Here is a 21,671-nt window from a genome sequence, read left to right on the forward strand (position 1 = left end):
ACAGTGTGCCAGGCGCCGCTCACCGCAGGCCGAACCGCTGGAGGATCCCACCGCCGCGGGCCGACGTCTGCTCGCCCGCCGGGTCGCGCCCGGCCACGAGGTCGGCGACGACGTCAGGCAGGGCGGCCGCGACGTCGCCGGCGACGATCGGCCGACCTGGTGCGTCCCCGGCCGCGCGCAGGCCCGCGCTGCCGTGGACGTGGGCGGCCGCCACGGCGGCGTCGGCGAGCTCGGCGCGGCTGAGCGGGCGCCCCACCGCCTCGGCCCGAGCGCCGGCCGAGGTGAGGAGCGCGCCGAGCACGCCGGCAAGGACGTCGCCGGAGCCGGCGGTCGCGAGCCACGGGACGCCGGCGGAGGCCACGCGCAGCGGTCCGCCCCCGGCGACGACCGTGCGGGCGCCCTTGAGGAGCACCACCGCGCCGGTCCCGTGGGCGATCTCGGTCGCCGCGGCCGCGGGGGCGGCCTCGACCTCCGCGCGGTCCACCTCCGCCGACCGCAGCGTGCTCAGCAGCCGCGCAGCCTCCCCGGGGTGCGGGGTGAGGACGAACGGCACCGTCCCGGCGAGGTCGCCGGTCACCCCGTGCCCGCTGCGGTCGAGCCCGGTCACGAGCGGCAGCGCACCGGCGTCGACGACCGTCGGGGTGCCGTCGCGCAGCGCCCGCTCGAGGGCGGCCGAGAGCCGCTCCCGGTCGGCGCCGTCGGCCGTGCCGGGGCCGACGACGAGGGCCTGGACGCGCCCGTCGGCACCGACGACCTCGGGGTGGGCGGCGAGCACGAGGTCGACGGACCGCCGGTCCGCGAGGTGCCGGACCATGCCGACCCCGGTGCGCAGCGCGCCCGCCACCGTGAGAACGGCGGCGCCCGGGTAGGTCTCCGAGCCCGCGACCACCCCGAGGACGCCGCGGGAGTACTTGTCGTCCTCCCACGAGGGGGTGTGCACGCTCCGCGCGACCTCGGCCCAGCCCGGTTCGACCACGGCCGGCTCGCCCGTCGGCGCCACCCCGATGTCGGACACCTCGATGCGACCGGCGCGGCCGGCCGCCGGCGGGAGGAGGATCCCCGGCTTCGCGGCGATCATCGTCACGGTGACGTCGGCGTGGAGGACCGGCCCGGGCAGGGTCCCGTCGTCGACCCCGATCCCGGAGGGCACGTCGACGGCCACGACCGTGCGCCGCGGCCCCGCGAGCACGGTCTCGGCCACCGCGCGGGCGGGCCCGCGCAGGCCGCCCGTGGCCCCGATCCCCAGCATGCCGTCGACGATCAGCTCGGACCACGACACGAGGTCGGGGACGTCGGTCGCCTCGGGGACGTCGGGCACGGCGGAGCCCGGGGCGGACCGGAGGTCGACCCCGGCCGTGCGCGCCGCGTACAGGCCCGGCGGGTGCACGGAGTCGCCGACCGTGAGGGCGACGACCCGCACGCCCGTCGAGGCGAGCCGGGCCGCGGCCAGCAGCGCGTCCCCGCCGTTGGCACCGGGGCCGACGAGCACGAGCACGCGCGTGCCCGTGAGGTCCTTCGTGGTCGCGCGCAGCTCCGCCTCGACGGCGGCCGCCACGGTGCCGGCCGCCCGTTCCATCAGCGGCACGCCGGCCGCGAGGTGCGGCTCCTCGAGCGTCCTGATCGCCCCGGCCGTCAGTGCGGTCCGCATCAGTCTCCCTCCCCGATCGCCACGGCGGCGGCGATCCCGGCGTCGTGCGAGATCGAGAGGTGCCACCGGACGATGCCGAGCTCGGCCGCCCGGGCCGCCACGGTGCCCCGGATCTCGACGAGCGGCGCGCCGCCGCTCACCCGCCGCACGGTGCAGTCGTGCCAGCGCATGCCCGCGGGCGCACCGAGCGCCTTCGCGATGGCCTCCTTCGCGGCGAACCGCGCGGCGAGCGACGCCGGCGGCAGGTCGCGCTCCTCGGGCGTGAACAACCGCGTGAGCAGCCGCGGCGACCGTTCGACGGCCTCCGTGAACCGCTCGACCGAGCAGACGTCGATCCCCACCGACCGCACCCCCACCGCGGGCCGCTACTCGACCGTGACGGACTTGGCGAGGTTGCGGGGCTGGTCGACGTCGAGCCCCTTCGCCGCGGCCACCTCGGAGGCGAAGATCTGCAGCGGGACGGTCGTCACGAGCGGCATCATGAGGGTGGGCGTGCGCGGCACGCGGATGACGTGCTCCGCGACCTCCTCGACGTCCGTGTCCCCCTCCTCCGCGACCACGATCGTCAGCGCGCCCCGCGCACGGACCTCCTGGATGTTGGAGACGACCTTCTGGTGGAGGACGGGGCGCCGAGGCGTGGGCACGACGACGAACACCGGCTGCCCCTCGTCGACGAGCGCGATCGGCCCGTGCTTGAGCTCGCCGGCGGCGAAGCCCTCCGCGTGGATGTACGCGAGCTCCTTGAGCTTGAGCGCCCCCTCGAGGGCGACGGGGAAGCCGACGTGCCGGCCGAGGAAGAGCACCGAGTCCGTGTCGGCCATCGACCGGGCGAGCTCGCGGACGTGCTCCTCCTCCTTCTCGAGGACCTCCGCGATCTTGTCCGGCATCGCGGCGAGCTCCTCGAGGTAGCCCGCCACCTCCTCCGGGTACTTGTTGCCGCGCAGCTGGGAGAGGTAGAGGCCGAGCAGGTAGCAGCCCGTGATCTGGGCGAGGAACGCCTTGGTCGAGGCGACGGCGATCTCGGGGCCCGCGTGCGTGTACAGCACGGCGTCGGCCTCGCGCGCGATCGTCGACCCGAACGTGTTGACGATGGCCAGGACCTTCGAGCCCTGCTCGCGCGCGTGCCGCACGGCCATGAGCGTGTCCATCGTCTCCCCCGACTGGGAGATCGCGACGACGAGGGTGCGCTCGGTGACGACCGGGTCGCGGTAGCGGAACTCGCTCGCGAGCTCGACCTCGCAGGGGATCCGGCACCAGTGCTCGATGGCGTACTTGGCCACGTGCCCGGCGTACGCGGCGGTGCCGCAGGCGATGATGATGACCTTGTCGACGGTGCGCAGCACCGACTCCTCGATCCGCATCTCGTTGAGGACGAGGCGTCCCTCCTCGTCGCGGCGCCCGAGCAGCGTGTCGCGCACGGCGGCCGGCTGGTCGTGGATCTCCTTGTCCATGAAGGTGGGGAACCCGTCCTTGACCGCCGCGGCCGCGTCCCAGTCCACCGTGTAGCGGCGTCCCTGGGCGGGCGAGCCGTCGAAGCCGACGACCTCGACCGAGCCGGGCGTGATCGTCACGACCTGGTCCTCGTCGAGCTCGAGGGCCTCCTTCGTCCCGGAGATGAACGCGGAGACGTCCGAGCCGAGGAAGTTCTCGCCCTCGCCGAGCCCGACCACGAGCGGGGAGGACCGGCGGGCGCCGACCACCGTGCCGGGCTGGTCGCGGTGCTGGGCGAGGATCGTGAACGCGCCCTCGAGCCGGCCGACGACGGCGAGCATCGCGGCCGTGAGGTCGCCGTCGTAGGCGGCGGCGAGCAGGTGGGCGACGACCTCGGTGTCGGTCTGCGACGTCATCTCCACGCCGGCCTCGACGAGCTCGCGGCGCAGCGGGGCGAAGTTCTCGATGATGCCGTTGTGGATGACGGCGACGGCTCCGTCGCCCCCGACGTGCGGGTGCGCGTTGGCGTCGGTGGGGCCGCCGTGGGTGGCCCAGCGGGTGTGGCCGATCGAGGCCACGCCGTCCGGCACGGGGTCCTGCTCGATCGCGTCGCGCAGGTTCTGGAGCTTGCCCGCCCGTTTGCGGACGACGATCTCCTCACCCGTGTGCACGGCGATGCCCGCGGAGTCGTACCCGCGGTACTCGAGCCGCGCGAGACCGTCCATGGCGATCTCGAGGGGGCGGGTGGACGGGGCGCTGGGGCCGACGTAGCCGACGATTCCACACATGGGAGCGAGGATAACTGCCTCGCCGGTGGCAGAATGTCCGGGTGTCAGCGGACCTCCAGCGACCCGACGACGGATCCCGGGACGGGGCCGAGCACGGCCGCCACCTCACGCCCTACACGGAGCTCGACCGCGAGTCGTGGTCGCGCCTGGCCGAGACGACCCCGCTGCCGCTGACCGACGCCGACGTCGTCAACCTCCGCGGGCTCGGGGACCCGCTCGACCTGTCCGAGGTCGACGTCGTCTACCGACCGCTCTCCGCGCTGCTCCAGCAGTACGTCGCGGCGACGGACCACCTGCACGCCGGCACGGCCCACTTCCTCGGCGGCAGCTACCAGCGCACACCGTTCGTCATCGGGGTCGCCGGTTCGGTCGCGGTCGGCAAGTCGTCGACGTCCCGGCTGCTGCGCGAGCTCCTGCGGCGCTGGCCCCAGACACCGCGGGTCGAGCTCGTGACGACCGACGGGTTCCTCTTCCCCAACGCCGAGCTCGAGCGGCGCGGGCTGCTCGGCCGCAAGGGCTTCCCCGAGTCCTACGACCGGCGCGCGCTGCTGCGCTTCGTCGCCTCGGTCAAGGCGGGCGCGACCTCGGTGTCCACGCCCGTCTACGACCACGTGCGGTACGACATCGTGCCGGGCGAGCGGAAGGTCGTCACGCACCCGGACATCCTCATCGTCGAGGGGCTCAACGTCCTCCAGCCGGCGCGGCCCACCGCCGACCGTTCGTCGATGCTCGCCGTCAGCGACTTCTTCGACTTCTCGATCTACGTCGACGCGCGGACCTCCGACGTCAAGCGGTGGTACGTCGACCGGTTCCTCGCGCTGCGCGAGACCGCGTTCTCCGTGCCCGGCTCGTACTTCCGCCGCTACGCCGACCTCGACGACGAGGAGGGCGCCGCCACCGCCGCGCACATCTGGGAGACGATCAACGCCCCCAACCTCGTGCAGAACATCCTGCCCACCCGCGGCCGGGCCAAGCTCGTCATCACGAAGGACGGCGACCACCGGATGCACCGGATGCTGCTGCGCAAGCTCTGAGCGCCGACGCCGCGCTACGCGACCTGGCCCTCGGTGTCCGAGTCGGACTCCGGGTCCGTGTCCGGCTCGCCGTCGGCTCCGCCCACGCGGTCGGCGGGAGCAGCAGTGGCGGCGGCGTCGTGCTCGTCGTCGTCGTGCTCGTCCTCCTCCTCGTCGTCCAGCCCGAGCTGCGGGAGGAAGCGGCCCTGCGCCCAGCCGAGCACCCGCTCGAGGAGGATCCCGAGGAGGAAACCGCCGACGACGCCGAGCACCACCCCGAGCAGCGGGTGCTCCTTGATCGCCGCGCCCGCGCCGAACCCGAGCGCCACCGCGTAGGTCGCCCAGACGATCGCCGCGATCCCGCTGAGCAGGACGAACCTGGTCCGGGGGTAGTCGACCGCCCCCGCGGTCATGTTGACGGCCACCCGGCCGAACGGGATGAAGCGCGCGGCGAGGATGAGCGCGGCCCCGCGCCTGCCGAGCGTGCGGCGCGCTCCGGCCACGACCTTCGCGCCGCGCCCCCGGTTGAGCACGGGGATGCGGTGCAGCGGGATCGCCATGCCGATCCGGTAGGCGATCTGGTCGCCCACGAACGCACCGACGGCCGCCGCCGGCCACAGGAGGTAGATGTGCGGGCCCTCGCCGTGCGCGGTGAGCGCGGCGGCCGCGATGACGACCCCCTCGCTCGGCGCCGCCGGGAAGAAGCCGTCGACGATGCAGCCCGCGAGGACGATGACGAGGACCCACGGAGACGCCGCGAGGTCGACCATCCAGTCCTGGACGGCGTCGACGAGCGCGAGGACGTCTCCCACGTCGGTCAGGCGGGCAGGGCGAGCCGGTCGGCGACGACCGCGGCCAGGGTCTCCGCCTCGTGGCGGGCCACGTCCTCCGTGCCGGCCTCGACCATCACGCGCACGACCGGCTCGGTGCCGGACGGGCGCAGGAGCACGCGGCCCCCGCCGCCGAGACGCCCCTCGGAGGCCGCGACGGCGTCGGCGACGCCCTCGTCCGTGGCGGCCCCGGCCCGGTCGACGCCCTTGACGTTGAGCAGCACCTGCGGGAGGCGGGTGACGACGGACGCGAGATCGGTGAGCGAGCGCCCGGTCTGGACCACGCGCTGGGCGAGGAGGAGCGCCGTGAGCACACCGTCCCCGGTCGAGGCGTGGGAGGCGGCGATGACGTGGCCCGACTGCTCGCCGCCGAGGACGAACCCGCCGGCGCGCATCGCCTCGAGCACGTAGCGGTCGCCCACGCCCGTCTGGACGGTCGCGATGCCCTCGCGCTCCATCGCCTTGAGGAGGCCGAGGTTGGACATCACCGTGACGACGAGCGTGTCGTGCGCGAGCTCGCCGCGCTCCTTGAGGTCGGTCGCAAGGATGCCCATGATCTGGTCGCCGTCGACCAGCGTCCCGGCGGCGTCGACGGCGAGGCAGCGGTCGGCGTCCCCGTCGAACGCGACGCCGAAGGCGGCGCCGGCGGCCACGGTCACGGCCTGGAGCTGCTCGGGGTGCGTCGACCCGCAGGCGTCGTTGATGTTGTAGCCGTCCGGCGAGGCGTTGAGGACGACGACGTCGGCGCCGGCCTCCCGCAGCGCGGCGGGCGCGATGTCCGAGGCCGCGCCGTTCGCGCAGTCGACGGCCACGCGCAGACCCTTGAGCGGCGTGCTCCCGATCGCGCCGACGAGGTGCTGGATGTAGGTCGCGTCGGCAGCGCCGGCGCCGGCCCCGAGGCGGCCGAGGCCGTCGCCGACGGGGGCGTCGTAGTCGGTGCCGAGGAGCGACTCGAGCCGGTCCTCGACCGCGTCGTCGAGCTTGTAGCCGCCGCGGGCGAAGAACTTGATGCCGTTGTCCGGCATCGCGTTGTGCGAGGCGGAGATGACCACGCCGAGGTCGACGTCGGAGGTCGCGGTGAGGTGGGCGATCCCCGGCGTGGGCAGCACCCCGACATCGTCGACGTCGACGCCCGCCGAGGCCAGGCCCGCGCACATCGCGGCCGACAGCATCTCGCCGGAGACGCGCGTGTCACGGCCGACGATGGCTCGCGGCCGGTCCCCGGCGCCGTGCGCGGCCCCCGAGGCGACGAGCTCGCGCGCGGCGGCCACGCCGAGCTCGAGCGCGAGGCTCGCGGTGATGTCCCGGTTCGCGAGTCCGCGAACCCCGTCCGTGCCGAACAGCCGTGCCATGCGGTCCCCTCCAGAGGTGGTCTCCGTCCGCGCACAGCGTGCCGGACGGCGGCGGGTGCGCGCAGCGGGGCGCGCGGGGGTGGACGACGACGGCCCCGTCCCCAACCGGGACGGGGCCGTGGCCGAATGGATCAGCGCTTGGAGTACTGCGGCGCCTTGCGGGCCTTCTTGAGGCCGGCCTTCTTGCGCTCGATGGCGCGGGCGTCACGCGTGAGGAACCCGGCCTTCTTCAGCTCGGCGCGGTTCGCGTCGCGGTCGATGACGTTGAGCGCGCGGGCGATACCGAGGCGCAGCGCGCCGGCCTGGCCGGACGTACCGCCACCGGCGATGCGCGCGTGGACGTCGAAGCGACCGTCGAGGTCGAGCAGCGTGAACGGCGAGCGCGCGAGCTGCTGGTGGAGCTTGTTCGGGAAGTACTCCTCGAGCGTGCGACCGTTGATGGTCCACTCCCCCGTACCCGGGACGAGCCGGACGCGGGCCACGGCCTCCTTGCGGCGGCCCAGGGCCTGGCCGGGGGCGGTGATCGACGCGCCGGCACCCTCGGGGGCGGACTCGCTCTCGGACGTGTAGCTGGCGGGCACGTCGTCTGCGTCGACGTCGAACTCGGTGGTGGGCTCGGCCACGGTTCTCCTCGTGGGTCTCGGTGGTGGGCTCAGGCCTTGGCGGGCTGCTGAGCGACCTGGTCAATGACGAACGGCTGCGGCTGCTGGGCCGCGTGCGGGTGCTCGGGGCCCGCGTAGATCTTGAGCTTGTCGAGCTGCTGACGACCCAGGGTCGTCTTCGGCAGCATCCCGCGCACGGCGCGCTCGACGGCGCGCGTCGGGTGCTTGGCGAGCATCTCGACGTAGGTGGTCGACTTGAGCCCGCCCGGGAAGCCCGAGTGGGTGTAGGTCTTCTTGTCCGCCAGCTTGGCGCCGGTCAGCGCGACCTTGTCGGCGTTGATGACGACGACGAAGTCACCGCCGTCGACGTGCGGGGCGAAGGTCGGCTTGTGCTTCCCACGGAGCAGGGTGGCGACCTGGGAGGCCAGACGGCCCAGGACCACGTCGGTGGCGTCGATGACGTGCCACTGCCGCGTGATGTCGCCGGGCTTGGGTGTGTACGTGCGCACGGGCGTATGCCTCACTACTACTGTCGGCGTTCTTGACGAACGGGTGCGGCGCTCGTGGGCGCCACCACCAATGGTCGGTTGCTTCGTGCCGCGGTCATCCTCGGCGCGGCTCCGGCGAGTGGGAGGCACCGGGCGCACGAGGGACGTACGACGACTCCCCAGGGTAGCCCACCCGCGCCGGGCGCGGGAGACCCCGCACCTCGCAGAGGTCGTGACGGTGGACACCACGCCTACTCCTCCAGCGTCCGCACCCGCCGGGCCGCCGCCGCCCTCACGGCCAGCCGGCTGTCGTCCGGGTACCCGACCTCCTCGAGCGTGAGCCCGTGCGCCGGCGCGACGTCGACGCCCGCCGTCCGGCTCCGCAGCGCGAGCGCCTCCGCGGGCCACCCCGGGTCGCGCCGCCCCTCCCCCACGGCCAGCAGCGCGCCGGCGAGCGAGCGGACCATCGAGTGGCAGAACGCGTCGGCGCGCACGGAGAGCACGAGGAGCCCGGCGTCCGCGCCGCTCGCCGCCCGCTCGACGGCGGCGGACTCGAGGGTGCGGATCGTCGTCGCGCCCTCCCGGGGGCGGCAGTAGGACAGGAAGTCGTGCTCGCCGACGAGGCCGGTCGCCGCCCGTGCCATCGCTCGCTCGTCGAGCGGGCGCGGGTGCCACAGCACGGTGCCGCGCCGCCCGGGGTCGCGGGTGGCCGCCGCGTCGCTCACGCGGTACCGGTAGCTGCGCCAGGTGGCCGAGAAGCGTGCGTCGAAGCCGTCGGGGGCCGGTGCAGCACCCCGCACGACGACGTCGCTGCTCCCGCGCGGTCCGCCCGCCGCCTTGGCGAGGACACCGGCGAGGCGCGCGACGAGGGCCTCGCCCGGGGTGCGGCCCGAGCGTCCGGGGACGGCGTCCCAGGCCTCGCGAGGGACGTCGACGTGCGCCACCTGGTGGTGTGCGTGCACGCCGGCGTCGGTCCGCCCCGCCACGGTGAGCCTCAGACCCGGCACGCGCAGCACCGTGGTCAGTGCCGCCGTCAGCTCGCCCTCGACGGTGCGCAGGCCCGGTTGCGCCGCCCAGCCGGAGAAGTCCGTGCCGTCGTAGGCGAGGTCGAGGCGGACGCGCACCGGGTCGACGGGGGGTTCGCTCTCCACCCGAGCAGGGTAGTCGGGGGCCGCCCCACCCATCCGTGCCCGCGCGACCACGCACGGGTCTCTGGCGCCGGATGAACGCCTCCACCACGAGATGAGGGGACCTTCACATCGCTCTCCCGGTCTTCACCGATCGCTTCGGCAGAGTTCAGGTCATCGAGAGACCCCGTCCCCCCGGACGGCCGACGAAGGAGAGAGATCATGAGCAAGAAGCTGTGGATCACCACCGGCACCCTGTCCGCCGTGGCCATCATCGCGGGCGGCTCGCTCGCCGTCGCCGACGACCGCGACGACCGGGACGACCGACCCGCGGACCGCACCCCCGCGTCGCAGCGGCAGACCGTGTCCGGCCCGTCGGCACCGTCGCCCTCCTCGGCACCGTCCGCGCCGTCGGCACCGCGCGTCGAGCTGCTCGGCCCGGGCCGCCTCGCGCTGCCCGAGTCCGCCTACAGCACGCGCACCGCGGTGAGCACGGTCAGCGCTCCCAGCCAGGCCTCGGCCGTCTCGGCCGCGAGCCCGGCGCCGGCCCCGTCGCCCGCCTCGGCGCAGTCCGCGCCGTCGGCACCGTCGCCGGCCCCCGCGCCGCGCCAGCAGGCCCCCGCGCCCGCACCGGCTCCCCGTCCCGCGCCCGCCCCGGCACCGGCTCCCGCGCCTGCCCCCGCGCCGCGTCCGGCTCCGGTCTCGGCAGACTCGGGCTGGTCGGCCGACTCCCCGGCCTCCGCCCCGAGCGCGAGCTCCCCGGACTCCCCCGACTCGGCCCCGAGCGCCGACTCGGGCGACTGACCACGCCCGTGGCCGCGAGCCACGCGCGTGCCGCGACCGGGGTCTGAGGGGTCCCCGGTCGCCACCGGCCGGAAGCGGTGGTTCCTGAGGGGGTTCCGCCGGCACGGGCGGTCGACGACCGCGGCGCTCCGGCGTCGCGGCCGTCGTCGTGCGGGCACACCCGCCGGTCCACGACGCTCGAACGCCGGAGGGCGGACCACCCATCGGTGGTCCGCCCTCCGGCGTCTCTGCTGAGCCCGAGCGTCAGGCCTTGTCGGCGTCCGCCTCGCCGTCGGTCGCCTCGCCGTCGGTCGCCTCGTCGGCGTCCACCTCCGTCGCCTCGGCTGCGGGCGCATCGGCCTCGACAGCCTCGACGTCGGCGGTGTCGCCGGCATCGGCCTCGATCGACTCGGCGGAGGTCGGGACCTCCACGGCGGTCTCCTCCGAGCTCGTGTCCCCCGAGCTCGTGTCCTCGGCAGCCGGCGCCTCGGCGGCCGGGGCCGCCTTCTGCGCAGCCTTCGTGGCCTCCTTGACGACGGCCTGCTTCGGCGAGACCGGCTCGAGGACGAGCTCGATGACCGCCATGGGGGCGTTGTCGCCCTTGCGATTGCCGACCTTCGTGATGCGCGTGTATCCGCCGTCGCGGTCGGCCATCTTCGGGGCCGTCTCCGCGAACAGTGTGTGCACGACGCTCTTGTCCGACAGGTGCGTCAGCACCCGGCGGCGCGAGGCCAGGTCGCCGCGCTTGGCGAACTGGACGAGGCGCTCGGCCAGCGGCTGGACGCGCTTGGCGCGCACGACCGTCGTCGTGATGCTGCCGTGCTCGAACAGGGACTGCGCGAGGTTGTCGAGCATGTGGCGCTCGTGCGACGGGCTACCACCCAGACGCGGACCCTTGGCGGGCTTGGGCATGATGACTCCTTGAGTGAATACGGTGCGCGATGGGCGGTGGGATCAGGCGGGGTTCTCGGCGGAGAACCGGATGTCCCCGTAGTCGTCGTCCGCCTCGGTGCCGCGGTGCTGGGCCAGGTCGAAGCCCGCGGGGCTGTCCTTGAGACCGAGGCCGAGCGTCTGCAGCTTCTCCTTGATCTCGTCGATCGACTTCGCGCCGAAGTTGCGGATGTCGAGGAGGTCCGCCTCCGAGCGGGCGACGAGCTCGCCCACGGAGTGGATGCCCTCGCGCTTGAGGCAGTTGTAGGAGCGCGACAGCAGGCCGAGCTCCTCGATCGGGAGCGCCATGTCCTGGGCGAGCTCGGTGTCCATCGCCGACGGGCCGATCTCGATGCCCTCGGCCTCGACGTTGAGCTCGCGCGCGAGGCCGAACAGCTCGACCAGCGTCTTGCCGGCCGAGGCCAGCGCGTCGCGCGGGGTGATCGCGCTCTTGGTCTCGACGTCGACCACGAGCTTGTCGAAGTCCGTGCGCTGCTCGACACGGGTCGCCTCGACCTTGTAGCTGACCTTGAGCACCGGCGAGTAGATCGAGTCGACCGGGATGCGGCCGATCTCGGCGTCGATCGACTTGTTCTGCTGCGCGGAGACATAGCCGCGGCCGCGCTCGACGGTGAGCTCGATCTCGAGCTTGCCCTTGTCGTTGAGCGTGGCGATGTGCAGCTCGGGGTTGTGCACCTCGACTCCGGCGGGCGGCGTGATGTCCTCGGCCGTCACCGTGCCGGAACCCTGCTTGCGCAGGTACATGACGACGGGCTCGTCGTTCTCCGAGGAGACGACGAGGTTCTTGATGTTGAGGATGATCTCGGAGACGTCCTCCTTGACACCCGGCACGGTCGAGAACTCGTGCAGCACGCCGTCGATGCGGATCGACGTGACGGCGGCACCGGGGATGGAGGAGAGCAGGGTGCGACGCATCGAGTTGCCGAGCGTGTAGCCGAAGCCGGGCTCGAGGGGCTCGATGACGAAGCGCGAACGCTGGTCGTCGACGACCTCTTCGGTGAGAACGGGGCGCTGTGCGATGAGCACGGTCGATCATTCCTTTCGCGCGGGCGTCCGCTATATGACGCCTCGCAGGGCCGCGCGGACTCGGTCCGTCCGCGCGGGTCGTGCGGCAGACCGCCCCAGGGGGGCGGTCGACCCCGGTACCGCCGACGACGACGAACGACGCGCGCTCGTCCCCGCCCGCGGCACCGGGGTGCGGTGTCTCAGACCCGGCGGCGCTTCGGCGGGCGGCAGCCGTTGTGCGCCTGCGGGGTGACGTCCTGGATCGAGCCGACCTCGAGACCCGTCGCGGTGAGCGAGCGGATCGCGGTCTCACGGCCGGAGCCGGGGCCCTTGACGAAGACGTCGACCTTCTTCATGCCGTGCTCCTGGGCGCGGCGGGCGGCCGCCTCGGCCGCGAGCTGCGCCGCGAACGGCGTGGACTTGCGGGAGCCCTTGAAGCCGACCTGGCCGGACGACGCCCAGGCGATGACCGCGCCGGACGGGTCCGTGATGGAGACGATCGTGTTGTTGAACGTCGACTTGATGAAGGCGTTGCCGGCGGAGACGTTCTTCCGCTCCTTGCGACGCGGACGACGCGCGGCCGTCGAGGTACGAGCCTTGGGAGGCATGGGTGGTTCCGTTCTCGCGAGGGTGGGTGATCGGGGAGGCGCTCACGCCGCGGGGCGGGCGCCGTCGGGTGTCGCTACTTGGTCTTCTTCTTGCCGGCCACGGTCTTCTTCGGGCCCTTGCGGGTGCGCGCGTTGGTCTTGGTGCGCTGCCCGCGGACAGGAAGGCCGCGACGGTGGCGGATGCCCTGGTAGCTCCCGATCTCGACCTTGCGACGGATGTCCGCGGCGATCTCGCGCCGCAGGTCACCCTCGATCTGGTAGTTGCCCTCGATGAAGTCGCGCAGGGCGACGAGGTCGGCGTCCGTCATGTCCTTGACGCGCAGGTCCGGGCTGACCCCGGTCGCCTCGAGCGCCTTGGCCGCACGGGTACGGCCGACGCCGTAGATGTAGGTGAGCGCAACCTCAAGCCGCTTCTCGCGGGGGAGGTCGACGCCGGAAAGACGTGCCACTCGAGTTCTCCTCGATCGTTCCGGAGGTCCGATCACCCCGACCTCCCGCCTGCTGCGGGCCCCGGCCTCCGGACCGGGGGTGGCACGCGCGCGGCGTGCTGTCGGAATGTCGCCGGCCGGGTACGGCCGACTTCCAGGGGATCAGCCCTGGCGCTGCTTGTGACGAAGGTTGTCGCAGATGACCATGACGCGACCGTGGCGACGGATCACCTTGCAGTTGTCGCAGATCTTCTTGACGCTGGGCTTGACCTTCATGGCGCTTCCTTCATCGTCGCTCGCCCGCCGGCCCGGATCGGGCTCGGGCGGCGTCGACGCTCGAGATGTGGATGGGTTACTTGTAGCGGTAGACGATGCGGCCGCGGGTGAGGTCGTACGGGCTGAGCTCGACCACGACCCGGTCCTCGGGGAGGATCCGGATGTAGTGCTGACGCATCTTGCCCGAGATGTGAGCGAGGACCTTGTGCCCGTTGCTCAGCTCAACCCGGAACATCGCGTTCGGGAGCGCCTCGACGACGCTTCCCTCGATCTCGATGACCCCGTCCTTCTTCGCCATGTGCTCCGCTCACGTCGTGGGTGGTGGTACGACCGCGCCGCGCGGTCGCACAGCCGTGCCGAGACACGACTATGCCCAGCGAGCAATCCTACGCCATCGCTCCTCGCCGCGGAACTGCCCGTCGCGGTGAGCCAGCGCACGTCCGGCGCCGGTCCCGGCCGTGCCTCCGCCGGGCCGGGCGCGGGGGCGCTCGACCCGTGGGTTCCCGGGCCGGCCGGGCGCGGGGGCGCTCGACCCGTGGGTTCCCTGGCCCGGCCGGGCGCGGGGGCGCTCGACCGGGGGACCCGTGCGGGGCGGGGGTGGGGGCGCCCGGCGCCCCCACCCCCTCGGACGACGCTGTCCGGCACGGCCCCCGCCGCCCGGAGACGTCCGTCCGGGCACGGTTGCCGGGCCCTTCCCTTCCCTGCAGCCGTGGAACCGCCGGCACGACCTCGGCCGGCGGGGGACCGTGTCTGCGGCGCCCCACGCACAGTCAAGCCCGCGCCGACCGGCAGGTGGAGGGGGAGGCGCATGGACTCCGGTCGACCCGGTGCGAGAGTGGGGTCCGGATCGCGTCCAGGTGGCGTCCAGACGGTGTCCGGGGGCGTCCGGTCCGACGCCGCCGACCACCACGCTCAGGCGTCGTCGCCCGTGCCCGGCAGCAGACCGAGGCGCTGCGCCCGCTCGATCGCCGCGGCGCGCGTCGTGACGCCGAGCTTGCGGTAGAGCGCGGAGGTGTGGGTCCGGATCGTCGACGGGGCCACGACGTAGGTCCGCGCGATGGCGGGCACCGTCGCGCCCTTGGCGAGCTCGGTGAGGACCTCCAGCTCGCGCGCCGTCAGTCGCACCTCGTCCTCGGGGGCCGGGAAGACCCCGCGGTGCTCGTGCAGGAGCGGGACGTCGAGGTCACCGAGCGCCGGTGCCGCGAGCTCGACGATGTCGGGCGCCACGTCCGCCGGCAGCATGAGGAACGGTCGGACGATCCGGTGCTCGACGGCGAGCGCGACCGCCTCCCTCACCGCCTCGGACAGGACGTAGAGGAGGCCGGAGCGCTTCGCGGCGGCGGCCCGTCCCAGCCAGAGCTCGATCGCGTACCGCGGCGCCACCGACTCGTCGATCGTCTCGGTCCGGCGCAGGACCTCCGCGACGTCCCCGCGCGCGAGGAGCAGCCGGACCCGGACGGGCTCGAGCAGGACCGATGCGTACGCGCCCGCGTGGGCGGAGTCGATCCACGAGCCCGCCGCGGTCGTGTGGCCGAGCGCGAGGCAGAGGTCGGCAGCCGAGCTGTGCATGAGGATGCGGGCGACGGGGATCTCGGTGGCCGACCGGGCGACGATCGCGCGGCGCTCGACCTCCGCGAGCATCGGGGCGGCCTCACCGCGCAGGAGCGCGATCCCGGTGAGGACGAGCACGAGCCCGCCCTGCAGCCCGGCGTCCGTCGTCGCGTCGAGGAGCCTGCGCACGACGTCCGCCTGGTCCGTGGCTCCCTCCTCCGCGCCGCGCCCCGTCCCGGCGGCGACGGGGCCGAGGCGGTCGAGCTCGTCGGCGATCCGGGCGAGCGTGCCGGCGACGACGACGGACTCGGTCGCGGGGTCTCCCGCGACTCCGACCAGGGCGCGGCCCTCCCCCTCGACCTCCCCCGCGTCCGGCGCGTCACCGGGGCGCTCGACGCGCCTGACCCACTCCAGCGCGGCGGTCGTGTTGCCGACCAGGGTGAGGGCCAGCGACAGCCCGGCCACGACGGCGCGGTCGCTCGCCCAGACGGGCGTCTCGTCGTCGGGCCCGGGGGTGAACTTCAGCGCCTGGTGCGCCGCGATCGTCGCCGTCACACCGTCGGCGGCCCGCAGGCGCGACACCGCGACGAGGGCGAGGGTCTTGCGCCAGTCGAGCAGGTCGATGCCGCGCTCGCCGGCCGCCGGCAGCGGCCCCATCGACGCCGCGGGCGGGCTCGCCGGGATCCGGGCGGCCATGAACTCGCCCATCCAGCTCGGCGGGAGGCCCGGGCCGAGGAGCTCGCGGCCGACGAGCAGCCTCGGGTCCCCGCGCACCTCCGACTCCGGCGCACGCACGGCGACCGAGTGCAGGGCGTCGCAGTGGTCGCGGACGAGGGCCTCCCAGTGCTCGTGGACGACGCCGCGGACCACCGCCCAGTCGCCGGCCTCGGTGGCGAGCAGCAGGGTCTCGCGCACGTCGCCCTCGGCACGCGCCCGCTCGAGGAGCTTCCGGGCGAGGCCACGCAGGTGGTCGGGGTGCGACTCCCGGAACGCCCGCATCCCGATCCGGCGGATCCCCGGCGCGAACACGAAGGCGTCGCCGTCCGGTCGCACGACCCCCAGGCCCTCGACGCGTCGGACCACGGACGAGGCGTCGAGCCCGCCGAACAGCTCGTCCGTCACCCAGTTCGTGATGCGTTCGGGCAGCATGAGCCCCGCGTAGCCCCCGGAGGTCATCGCCGAGAAGTCGGTCATGACGTGGGCGGACAGGCGGGTGAGGACGTCGTAGCTCGCGGCGCCTGACCCACCGGTGACCTCCCCGAAGAGGGCGCCGCGGACGAGCCCGGGCCAGCCGGCGAAGTCGTCGACCATGCGCTGGGCGTGCTCCGTGCTGATCTCCACCCCCATCCGTCGGCCGATCTCCACGGTCCGGTCCGCGTCGAGCCGCAGGTGCTGCCCGGTGATGATGACGGAGTCGGGCGCCAGCGGGGCGAGCGTGACCAGCGGGCGCGAGTCGCGGGACATGAGCACGAGATTCGGCCCGTCCCACGCCTCGGCGGTCTCGAGCAGGACCCCGACGGCGTCCGGGGAGAGCTCACCGACCCCGTCGAGCACGAGGGTCGGGCGCTCGGTCGGGTCGGTGGCGACCTCCCGCAGCTGGGCGAGGTAGATCTCGACGTCGCTGCCGCTGACGGGGGCCTCGCCCACCGCCACCCAGTGCACGGGGCCGCCATGGCCGCCCGCCGACGACAGGCGCGACGCCATGAGTGAGGTCTTGCCCCAGCCACGCGGGGCGTGGACCAGGGTGAGCGCCGGGAGCGGGTCGAGCTGTGCCGCCGCGGCGGGCGGCATCCGGTATCCGACGGATACGCGGGGCATGCCGCTCATCGACCGGCTCCTGTCAGTGGTAGGGGGGCACCAGGGGCCCGACTCGGCCCGGTCGCGCACGGCAGCGCCCCACCGGGCTGAGCGTTCGGTTGCTCGGCCCGGCGGGTCTGCACGGCGATGGAGCCACGCAAACCATGACCTCCCGGGGGTGAGGTGTGCACACCGTAGCGCCGCTCACACCGCCAGGGGAAGCGTTCACCGGATCTCGGATCCGCATCGGTCGCCGGGTACTCGCCCGCCACTGCCGCAGGTCGAGGTGGACGCGGCGGTCAGGCGTCGAGCGGGACGACCTCGATGCCACGCGCGGCGAGCTCCGCGGCCCCGCCGTCGGGTGCCGTCAGCACCCACGCGCCCCGCGAGTGGACGGCGACGGTGTGCTCCCAGTGCGCGGCGCGGGACCCGTCCAGGGTGACCACGGTCCACTCGTCGTCGAGGATGGTGTTGTCCTGGGAGCCCACGGTCAGCAGCGGCTCGACGCAGACGACGAGACCCGGACGCACCGGGTTGCGCGGGACGCGGGAGCGGTGGTTGACGACGTCGGGCGCCATGTGCATCGCGGTGCCGATGCCGTGCCCGATGTAGTCGCGCACGACGTCGTGGGTCGTGCCGTGCTCGGCGTCGTAGGCCTCGACCTCGTCGCGGACCGCGTGGCCCACGTCCGTCACGTGCCCGCCGCGGGCGATCGACGCCACGCCGGCCCACATCGCGCGGCGCGTGGCCTCGACGAGGTGGGCGTCGCGCTCGCTCGGCTCCCCCACCGTGGTCGTGAACGCCGCGTCGCCGTGCCAGCCGTCGACGACGGCGCCGGCGTCGACCGACACGACGTCGCCCTCGACGAGCGGTCGGTCGTCGGGGATGCCGTGGACGACCCGGTCGTTGACCGAGACGCAGATGTGCCGGGGAAAGCCGTGGTAGCCGAGGAAGTTGGACTCCGCGCCGTGCTCGCGCAGCACCGCCGCCGCGACGTCGTCGAGGTCGACGGGGGTGCGCCCGGGCGCGATCGCGTCGCGCACGGCCGCATGGATCGCGGCCACGACGAGTCCCGGGGTCCGCATCGACCGGATCTCGGCGTCGGACTTGTACTCGATCTTTCCGCGCACGACCGCAGCCTCAGCGCGCCGACGGGAGGGCGGCAAGGAGGCGCTCGGTCACCGACTCGATGTCTCCCATGCCGTCGACCTGCACGAGCAGGCCCCGGTCGGCGTAGATCTGGGCCAGGGGCGCGGTCTGCTCGGCGTAGACCTCGAGGCGACGTCGGATGACGACCTCCGTGTCGTCCGCGCGGCCCTGCTCCTTCGCGCGCTGCAGCAGGCGGGTGACGACCTCGTCGGTGTCGGCCGTCAGCTCGACGACCACGTCGAGCTGGGTGCCGGCCGCGGTGAGCATGCCGTCGAGCTCGGCCACCTGGTCGGCCGTGCGCGGGTAGCCGTCGAGGAGGAAGCCGCCCTGGGCGTCCTCCTCGGCCAGGCGGTCCCGCACCATCGCGTTGGTGACCTCGTCGGGCACGTACTCGCCCGCGTCCATGTAGCGCTGCGCGCGCCTGCCGAGCTCGGTCTGCTGGGCGACGTTCTGCCGGAAGATGTCGCCCGTCGAGATGGCGGGCACGCCCAGCGCGTCGGAGATCCGGCCGGCCTGGGTGCCCTTGCCGGCTCCCGGGGGGCCGAGGAGGACGAGTCGAGAGGTCATCGCAGGAACCCTTCGTAGTGGTGCTGCTGGAGCTGGGAGTTGATCTCCTTGACGGTCTGCAGACCGACGCCGACGACGATGATGATCGACGTCCCGCCGAACGGCAGCTGGGTGACGTTCATGGCGGCCAGCGCGATCGTCGGGATGAGCGCGACGATCGTCAGGTAGATGGCGCCGACGGTCGTGATGCGCGTGGTGACGTACCGCAGGTACTCGGCGGTCGGGCGGCCGGCACGGATGCCGGGGATGAAGCCGCCCGCGCGCTTCATGTTGTCCGAGATCTCCTCGGGGTTGAACGTGATCGACGTGTAGAAGAACGCGAAGAACAGGATCATCACGGCCATGAGGATCATGTAGCCGGCGCTCTGCGGCGAGAAGTTGACGAGCACCCACTGCACCCAGCCCTCGGTGGGGTCGCCGAACTGCGCCGCCATCGTCGGCAGCATGAGGATCGACGACGCGAAGATGACCGGGATGACGTTGGCCATGTTGATCTTCAGCGGGATGTAGGTCGAGGAGCCGCCGTAGGTGCGTCGCCCGACCATCCGCTTGGCGTACTGGACGGGGATGCGGCGCTGGCTCTGCTCGACGAACACGATGACGAGGGTGATGACGAGCAGCAGCCCGACGATGAGCGCGAAGCGGCCGACGCCGCCGTCGCCACGGCCCACGGTCAGCATGGCCGACGGGAACGAGGCGGCGATCGAGACGAAGATGAGGAGCGACATGCCGTTGCCGACGCCGCGCTCGGTGATGAGCTCGCCGAACCACATGATGAGGACCGTGCCCGCGGTCAGCGAGATGACGGTGACCAGCAGCGCGATCGGCGAGGTGTCGGGGACCGGGTCGACCGGGCAGCCCGGGAAGAGCCCGTTGTTCGCGACGGTGACGACGACGGCGGACTGCAGCAGCGCGAGGCCGACCGTGAGGTACCGGGTGTACTGCGTGAGCTTGGCCTGCCCGGAGGAGCCCTCCTTGTGGAGCTCCTCGAACCGCGGGATGACCACGCGCATGAGCTGCGTGATGATGCTGGCGGTGATGTAGGGCATGACACCGAGGGCGAAGACCGAGAGCTGGAGCAGCGCCCCGCCGGAGAAGAGGTTGATCATCCCCATGAGGTCGTTCTGCTGCGCGGCGCCGAGGCACTGCTGGACGTTCGGGTAGCTCACGCCCACGGCGGGGACGAACGCCCCGATCCGGTAGATCGCGATGATCCCCAGCGTGAACAGCAGCTTGCGCCGAAGGTCCGGAGTCCGGAACGCCTGGAGGAATGCGCTCAGCACCTAGTTCGTCTCCTGATCATGGTCGTCGACCGGCTGCGCGGTGAGCGAGCGGTCCGCGGCGCACGGAGCGCCTGGGTCACCCTACCTGCCGCCCCAGGACCTCTCGGGCGCCGGGGTCGGGGCTGGACGTGACGTAGATCCCCCTCCCCGCGTCGGGCCTGGTCCGGGGACGACGAAGGGCGACCCGGCCTGGCCGGGTCGCCCTTCGTCACGTGCGGGTCGGTGTCACGCGGTGGTGACCGTGCCGCCCGCCGCCTCGATCTTCTGGCGCGCGGACGCCGAGGCCTTGTCGACGCTCAGCGTGAGCGCGACGGACAGCTCGCCGTCGCCGAGCACCTTGACCGGCCGGCCCTTGCGGACCAGGCCCTTGGCCACGAGCTCCTCGACACCGACCGTGCCGCCGTCGGGGAAGCTGGCGCCGAGCGCGTCCAGGTTGACCACCTGGTACTCGACGCGGAACGGGTTCTTGAACCCGCGCATCTTCGGCAGCCGCATGTGCAGCGGCGTCTGGCCACCCTCGAACCCTGCGGGAACCTGGTAGCGCGCGCCGGTGCCCTTGGTGCCGCGGCCGGCCGTCTTGCCGCCCTTGCCACCCTCACCACGGCCGACCCGCGTGCGCGCGGTCTTCGAGCCGGGGGCGGGACGCAGGTGGTGGACCTTGATCGGGCGCGAGGCGCCCGTCGTCTCCTCCGACATGGTCAGTCGACCTCCTCGACGGTGACGAGGTGCGCCACCGTGCTGATCATGCCGCGGACCTCGGGGCGGTCCTCGCGCACGACCGACTGGCCGATCTTGCGCAGGCCGAGGCTCCGCAGCGTGTCCTTCTGGGACTGCTTGCCACCGATGGTGGACTTCGTCTGGGTCACCTTGAGCTGGGTCATCACGCGGACACCCCCGCCACGGCGGCCTCGTTCTCGGCCTTGGCGGCGTCGTCGGCCTTCGCGTCGCGCTCCTTGGCCTCACCCTCGGCGCGCGCCCGAAGCATCGCCGCCGGGGCGACGCGCTCGAGCGGCAGGCCGCGGCGAGCGGCCACGGACTCGGGCTGCTCGAGGTTCTTCAGCGCCTGCACCGTCGCGTGGACGATGTTGATCGCGTTCGAGGAGCCGAGCGACTTGCTGAGGATGTCGTGGATCCCGGCGCAGTCGAGGACGGCGCGGACGGGACCGCCGGCGATGACTCCGGTACCCGGCGCGGCCGGGCGCAGGAAGACGACGCCCGCGGCGTCCTCGCCCTGCACGGTGTGCGGGATCGTGTTGCGTACGCGCGGCACCTTGAAGAAGTTCTTCTTGGCCTCCTCGGTCCCCTTGGCGATCGCCGCGGGCACCTCCTTGGCCTTGCCGTAGCCGACGCCCACGGTGCCGTCGCCGTCGCCCACCACGACCAGCGCGGTGAAGCTGAAGCGGCGGCCGCCCTTGACGACCTTGGACACGCGGTTGATGGTCACCACGCGCTCGATGTACTGGCTCTTCTCCTCGCGACGGTTGTCGCGCCCACCCCGGCGGTCGCCGCGGCCGCGGCGGTCGTCACGGCCCTCCGTGGACCCGCCGGTCGTGGCCGAGCCGGAGCTTCGGTCTCGCTGCTGTGCAGCCATGTGTCTCTCCTTGAGCTCTCTACTCGGGGTCAGAGTTCCAGGCCCGCGTCGCGGGCGCCGTCGGCGACGGCGGCCACGCGGCCGTGGTACTTGTTGCCGCCGCGGTCGAAGACCGCGGCCGTGACACCCTTGGCCTTGGCGCGCTCGGCCACGAGGCGGCCGACCGTGCGGGCCTTCTCGACCTTCTCCGCACCGGCGGAGCGGAGGTCGGCCTCGAGCGTGGACGCCGAGGCGAGCGTGATGCCGGCCGTGTCGTCGACCAGCTGCGCGACCATGTGGCGCGAGCTGCGGGTGACGACGAGGCGCGGACGGGTGGCCGTGCCGTGCACGTGCTTGCGCACGCGCAAGTGGCGACGGGAGCGGGCGACGCGGCGCCCCTTGCCCTTGATCGTGATCGCCATCG

24 protein-coding genes are annotated in these 21,671 nt (G+C 73.4%); 2 read left to right on the forward strand and 22 right to left on the reverse strand.

Features of this window, described 5'->3' with window-relative positions:
• Nucleotides 1-19 precede the first annotated feature (19 nt).
• The 3 genes from ACPYO6_RS03685 to glmS are packed head-to-tail and all read right to left on the reverse strand — an operon-like array spanning nt 20 to nt 3,867.
• Nucleotides 20-1,648 carry an NAD(P)H-hydrate epimerase gene (locus tag ACPYO6_RS03685; protein WP_425713546.1) on the reverse strand — a complete coding sequence of 543 codons (1,629 nt, stop codon included), beginning with the start codon at nt 1,646-1,648 and terminating at the stop codon, nt 20-22.
• The gene (locus ACPYO6_RS03690) at nt 1,648-1,989 is read right to left on the reverse strand and encodes a holo-ACP synthase (RefSeq protein ID WP_425713547.1); all 342 of its coding nucleotides are present in this window, start codon (nt 1,987-1,989) and stop codon (nt 1,648-1,650) included. Before ACPYO6_RS03690 ends, ACPYO6_RS03685 begins: the two co-directional genes overlap by 1 nt.
• Before the next feature lie 24 nt (nt 1,990-2,013).
• A complete protein-coding gene (glmS, locus tag ACPYO6_RS03695; RefSeq protein WP_425713548.1) occupies nt 2,014-3,867 on the reverse strand; it encodes a glutamine--fructose-6-phosphate transaminase (isomerizing) in 1,854 nt (617 codons plus the stop codon).
• Between the two features lie 41 nt (nt 3,868-3,908).
• Between glmS and coaA the strand changes: the two genes are divergently transcribed.
• Nucleotides 3,909-4,901: a type I pantothenate kinase gene (gene coaA, locus ACPYO6_RS03700; RefSeq protein ID WP_425713549.1), complete on the forward strand. Its 993-nt coding sequence runs from the start codon at nt 3,909-3,911 to the stop codon at nt 4,899-4,901.
• 14 nt (nt 4,902-4,915) lie between these two features.
• Here the strand turns inward: coaA and ACPYO6_RS03705 are convergent, their stop codons facing one another.
• The 5 genes from ACPYO6_RS03705 to ACPYO6_RS03725 form a co-directional block, all read right to left on the reverse strand.
• Complete coding sequence (locus ACPYO6_RS03705; protein ID WP_425713550.1) at nt 4,916-5,692, reverse strand: DedA family protein; 777 nt, start codon at nt 5,690-5,692, stop codon at nt 4,916-4,918.
• 5 nt (nt 5,693-5,697) lie between these two features.
• Nucleotides 5,698-7,062 (reverse strand): phosphoglucosamine mutase, encoded by a 1,365-nt coding sequence (gene glmM, locus ACPYO6_RS03710; protein ID WP_425713551.1) that lies wholly within the window; start codon nt 7,060-7,062, stop codon nt 5,698-5,700.
• Nucleotides 7,063-7,193: 131 nt separating this feature from the next.
• Entirely contained in the window at nt 7,194-7,685 is a 492-nt protein-coding gene (gene rpsI / locus ACPYO6_RS03715) for a 30S ribosomal protein S9 (RefSeq protein ID WP_425713552.1), read from the reverse strand.
• Between the two features lie 29 nt (nt 7,686-7,714).
• The gene (gene rplM, locus ACPYO6_RS03720) at nt 7,715-8,173 is read right to left on the reverse strand and encodes a 50S ribosomal protein L13 (protein WP_425713553.1); all 459 of its coding nucleotides are present in this window, start codon (nt 8,171-8,173) and stop codon (nt 7,715-7,717) included.
• Between the two features lie 230 nt (nt 8,174-8,403).
• Nucleotides 8,404-9,336 (reverse strand): tRNA pseudouridine synthase A, encoded by a 933-nt coding sequence (locus ACPYO6_RS03725; protein WP_425713781.1) that lies wholly within the window; start codon nt 9,334-9,336, stop codon nt 8,404-8,406.
• A gap of 165 nt (nt 9,337-9,501) precedes the next feature.
• On the opposite strand from ACPYO6_RS03725, the gene ACPYO6_RS03730 reads away from it, so the two are divergent.
• A complete protein-coding gene (locus tag ACPYO6_RS03730; RefSeq protein ID WP_425713554.1) occupies nt 9,502-10,083 on the forward strand; it encodes a hypothetical protein in 582 nt (193 codons plus the stop codon).
• Nucleotides 10,084-10,326: 243 nt separating this feature from the next.
• Here ACPYO6_RS03730 and rplQ read toward each other — a convergent pair whose 3' ends face one another.
• The 14 genes from rplQ to rplR all read right to left on the reverse strand — a co-directional run bounded on the left by rplQ (nt 10,327) and on the right by rplR (nt 21,669).
• Nucleotides 10,327-10,974, reverse strand: a complete 648-nt coding sequence (gene rplQ / locus ACPYO6_RS03735) for a 50S ribosomal protein L17 (RefSeq protein WP_425713555.1) — start codon at nt 10,972-10,974, stop codon at nt 10,327-10,329.
• A 42-nt stretch (nt 10,975-11,016) separates the two neighbouring features.
• Complete coding sequence (locus ACPYO6_RS03740) at nt 11,017-12,039, reverse strand: DNA-directed RNA polymerase subunit alpha (protein WP_425713556.1); 1,023 nt, start codon at nt 12,037-12,039, stop codon at nt 11,017-11,019.
• Nucleotides 12,040-12,218: 179 nt separating this feature from the next.
• Complete coding sequence (gene rpsK / locus ACPYO6_RS03745) at nt 12,219-12,626, reverse strand: 30S ribosomal protein S11 (protein WP_425708312.1); 408 nt, start codon at nt 12,624-12,626, stop codon at nt 12,219-12,221.
• 74 nt (nt 12,627-12,700) lie between these two features.
• Nucleotides 12,701-13,075, reverse strand: coding sequence for a 30S ribosomal protein S13 (rpsM, locus tag ACPYO6_RS03750; protein WP_425713557.1), 375 nt, complete (start codon nt 13,073-13,075; stop codon nt 12,701-12,703).
• Between the two features lie 141 nt (nt 13,076-13,216).
• Entirely contained in the window at nt 13,217-13,330 is a 114-nt protein-coding gene (gene rpmJ, locus ACPYO6_RS03755) for a 50S ribosomal protein L36 (protein WP_100421663.1), read from the reverse strand.
• Between the two features lie 76 nt (nt 13,331-13,406).
• Nucleotides 13,407-13,628 (reverse strand): translation initiation factor IF-1, encoded by a 222-nt coding sequence (infA, locus tag ACPYO6_RS03760; protein WP_043501486.1) that lies wholly within the window; start codon nt 13,626-13,628, stop codon nt 13,407-13,409.
• Between the two features lie 614 nt (nt 13,629-14,242).
• Nucleotides 14,243-16,708: a LuxR C-terminal-related transcriptional regulator gene (locus ACPYO6_RS03765; protein WP_425713558.1), complete on the reverse strand. Its 2,466-nt coding sequence runs from the start codon at nt 16,706-16,708 to the stop codon at nt 14,243-14,245.
• 269 nt (nt 16,709-16,977) lie between these two features.
• On the reverse strand, nt 16,978-17,808 hold the full coding sequence (map, locus tag ACPYO6_RS03770; protein WP_425713559.1) for a type I methionyl aminopeptidase: 831 nt from the start codon (nt 17,806-17,808) through the stop codon (nt 16,978-16,980).
• 10 nt (nt 17,809-17,818) lie between these two features.
• Nucleotides 17,819-18,394: an adenylate kinase gene (locus ACPYO6_RS03775; RefSeq protein ID WP_425713560.1), complete on the reverse strand. Its 576-nt coding sequence runs from the start codon at nt 18,392-18,394 to the stop codon at nt 17,819-17,821.
• Complete coding sequence (gene secY / locus ACPYO6_RS03780; protein WP_425713561.1) at nt 18,391-19,677, reverse strand: preprotein translocase subunit SecY; 1,287 nt, start codon at nt 19,675-19,677, stop codon at nt 18,391-18,393. Before secY ends, ACPYO6_RS03775 begins: the two co-directional genes overlap by 4 nt.
• Nucleotides 19,678-19,902: 225 nt before the next feature.
• Nucleotides 19,903-20,373: a 50S ribosomal protein L15 gene (gene rplO, locus ACPYO6_RS03785; protein ID WP_425713562.1), complete on the reverse strand. Its 471-nt coding sequence runs from the start codon at nt 20,371-20,373 to the stop codon at nt 19,903-19,905.
• A 2-nt stretch (nt 20,374-20,375) separates the two neighbouring features.
• Entirely contained in the window at nt 20,376-20,558 is a 183-nt protein-coding gene (rpmD, locus tag ACPYO6_RS03790) for a 50S ribosomal protein L30 (protein ID WP_425713782.1), read from the reverse strand.
• Nucleotides 20,558-21,268 (reverse strand): 30S ribosomal protein S5, encoded by a 711-nt coding sequence (gene rpsE / locus ACPYO6_RS03795; RefSeq protein ID WP_425713563.1) that lies wholly within the window; start codon nt 21,266-21,268, stop codon nt 20,558-20,560. The genes rpmD and rpsE overlap by 1 nt, the downstream gene beginning before the upstream one ends.
• A gap of 29 nt (nt 21,269-21,297) precedes the next feature.
• A complete protein-coding gene (gene rplR, locus ACPYO6_RS03800; RefSeq protein WP_425713564.1) occupies nt 21,298-21,669 on the reverse strand; it encodes a 50S ribosomal protein L18 in 372 nt (123 codons plus the stop codon).
• Nucleotides 21,670-21,671 lie beyond the last annotated feature (2 nt).

The organism is Georgenia sp. Z1344, from assembly GCF_049856295.1.
Classification (GTDB): Bacteria; Actinomycetota; Actinomycetes; order Actinomycetales; family Actinomycetaceae; genus JB111.

Bases quoted from the DNA above. Each gene is read 5' to 3' on its own strand.
- ACPYO6_RS03685 (WP_425713546.1), bottom strand. From the start codon at position 1,648: ATGCGGACCGCACTGACGGCCGGGGCGATCAGGACGCTCGAGGAGCCG.
- glmS (WP_425713548.1), bottom strand. From the start codon at position 3,867: ATGTGTGGAATCGTCGGCTACGTCGGCCCCAGCGCCCCGTCCACCCGC.
- glmM (WP_425713551.1), bottom strand. From the start codon at position 7,062: ATGGCACGGCTGTTCGGCACGGACGGGGTTCGCGGACTCGCGAACCGG.
- ACPYO6_RS03725 (WP_425713781.1), bottom strand. From the start codon at position 9,336: ATGGGTGGGGCGGCCCCCGACTACCCTGCTCGGGTGGAGAGCGAACCC.
- ACPYO6_RS03730 (WP_425713554.1), top strand. From the start codon at position 9,502: ATGAGCAAGAAGCTGTGGATCACCACCGGCACCCTGTCCGCCGTGGCC.
- rplQ (WP_425713555.1), bottom strand. From the start codon at position 10,974: ATGCCCAAGCCCGCCAAGGGTCCGCGTCTGGGTGGTAGCCCGTCGCAC.
- rpsK (WP_425708312.1), bottom strand. From the start codon at position 12,626: ATGCCTCCCAAGGCTCGTACCTCGACGGCCGCGCGTCGTCCGCGTCGC.
- rpmJ (WP_100421663.1), bottom strand. From the start codon at position 13,330: ATGAAGGTCAAGCCCAGCGTCAAGAAGATCTGCGACAACTGCAAGGTG.
- infA (WP_043501486.1), bottom strand. From the start codon at position 13,628: ATGGCGAAGAAGGACGGGGTCATCGAGATCGAGGGAAGCGTCGTCGAG.
- ACPYO6_RS03765 (WP_425713558.1), bottom strand. From the start codon at position 16,708: ATGAGCGGCATGCCCCGCGTATCCGTCGGATACCGGATGCCGCCCGCC.
- ACPYO6_RS03775 (WP_425713560.1), bottom strand. From the start codon at position 18,394: ATGACCTCTCGACTCGTCCTCCTCGGCCCCCCGGGAGCCGGCAAGGGC.
- rplO (WP_425713562.1), bottom strand. From the start codon at position 20,373: ATGTCGGAGGAGACGACGGGCGCCTCGCGCCCGATCAAGGTCCACCAC.
- rpmD (WP_425713782.1), bottom strand. From the start codon at position 20,558: ATGACCCAGCTCAAGGTGACCCAGACGAAGTCCACCATCGGTGGCAAG.
- rpsE (WP_425713563.1), bottom strand. From the start codon at position 21,268: ATGGCTGCACAGCAGCGAGACCGAAGCTCCGGCTCGGCCACGACCGGC.
- rplR (WP_425713564.1), bottom strand. From the start codon at position 21,669: ATGGCGATCACGATCAAGGGCAAGGGGCGCCGCGTCGCCCGCTCCCGT.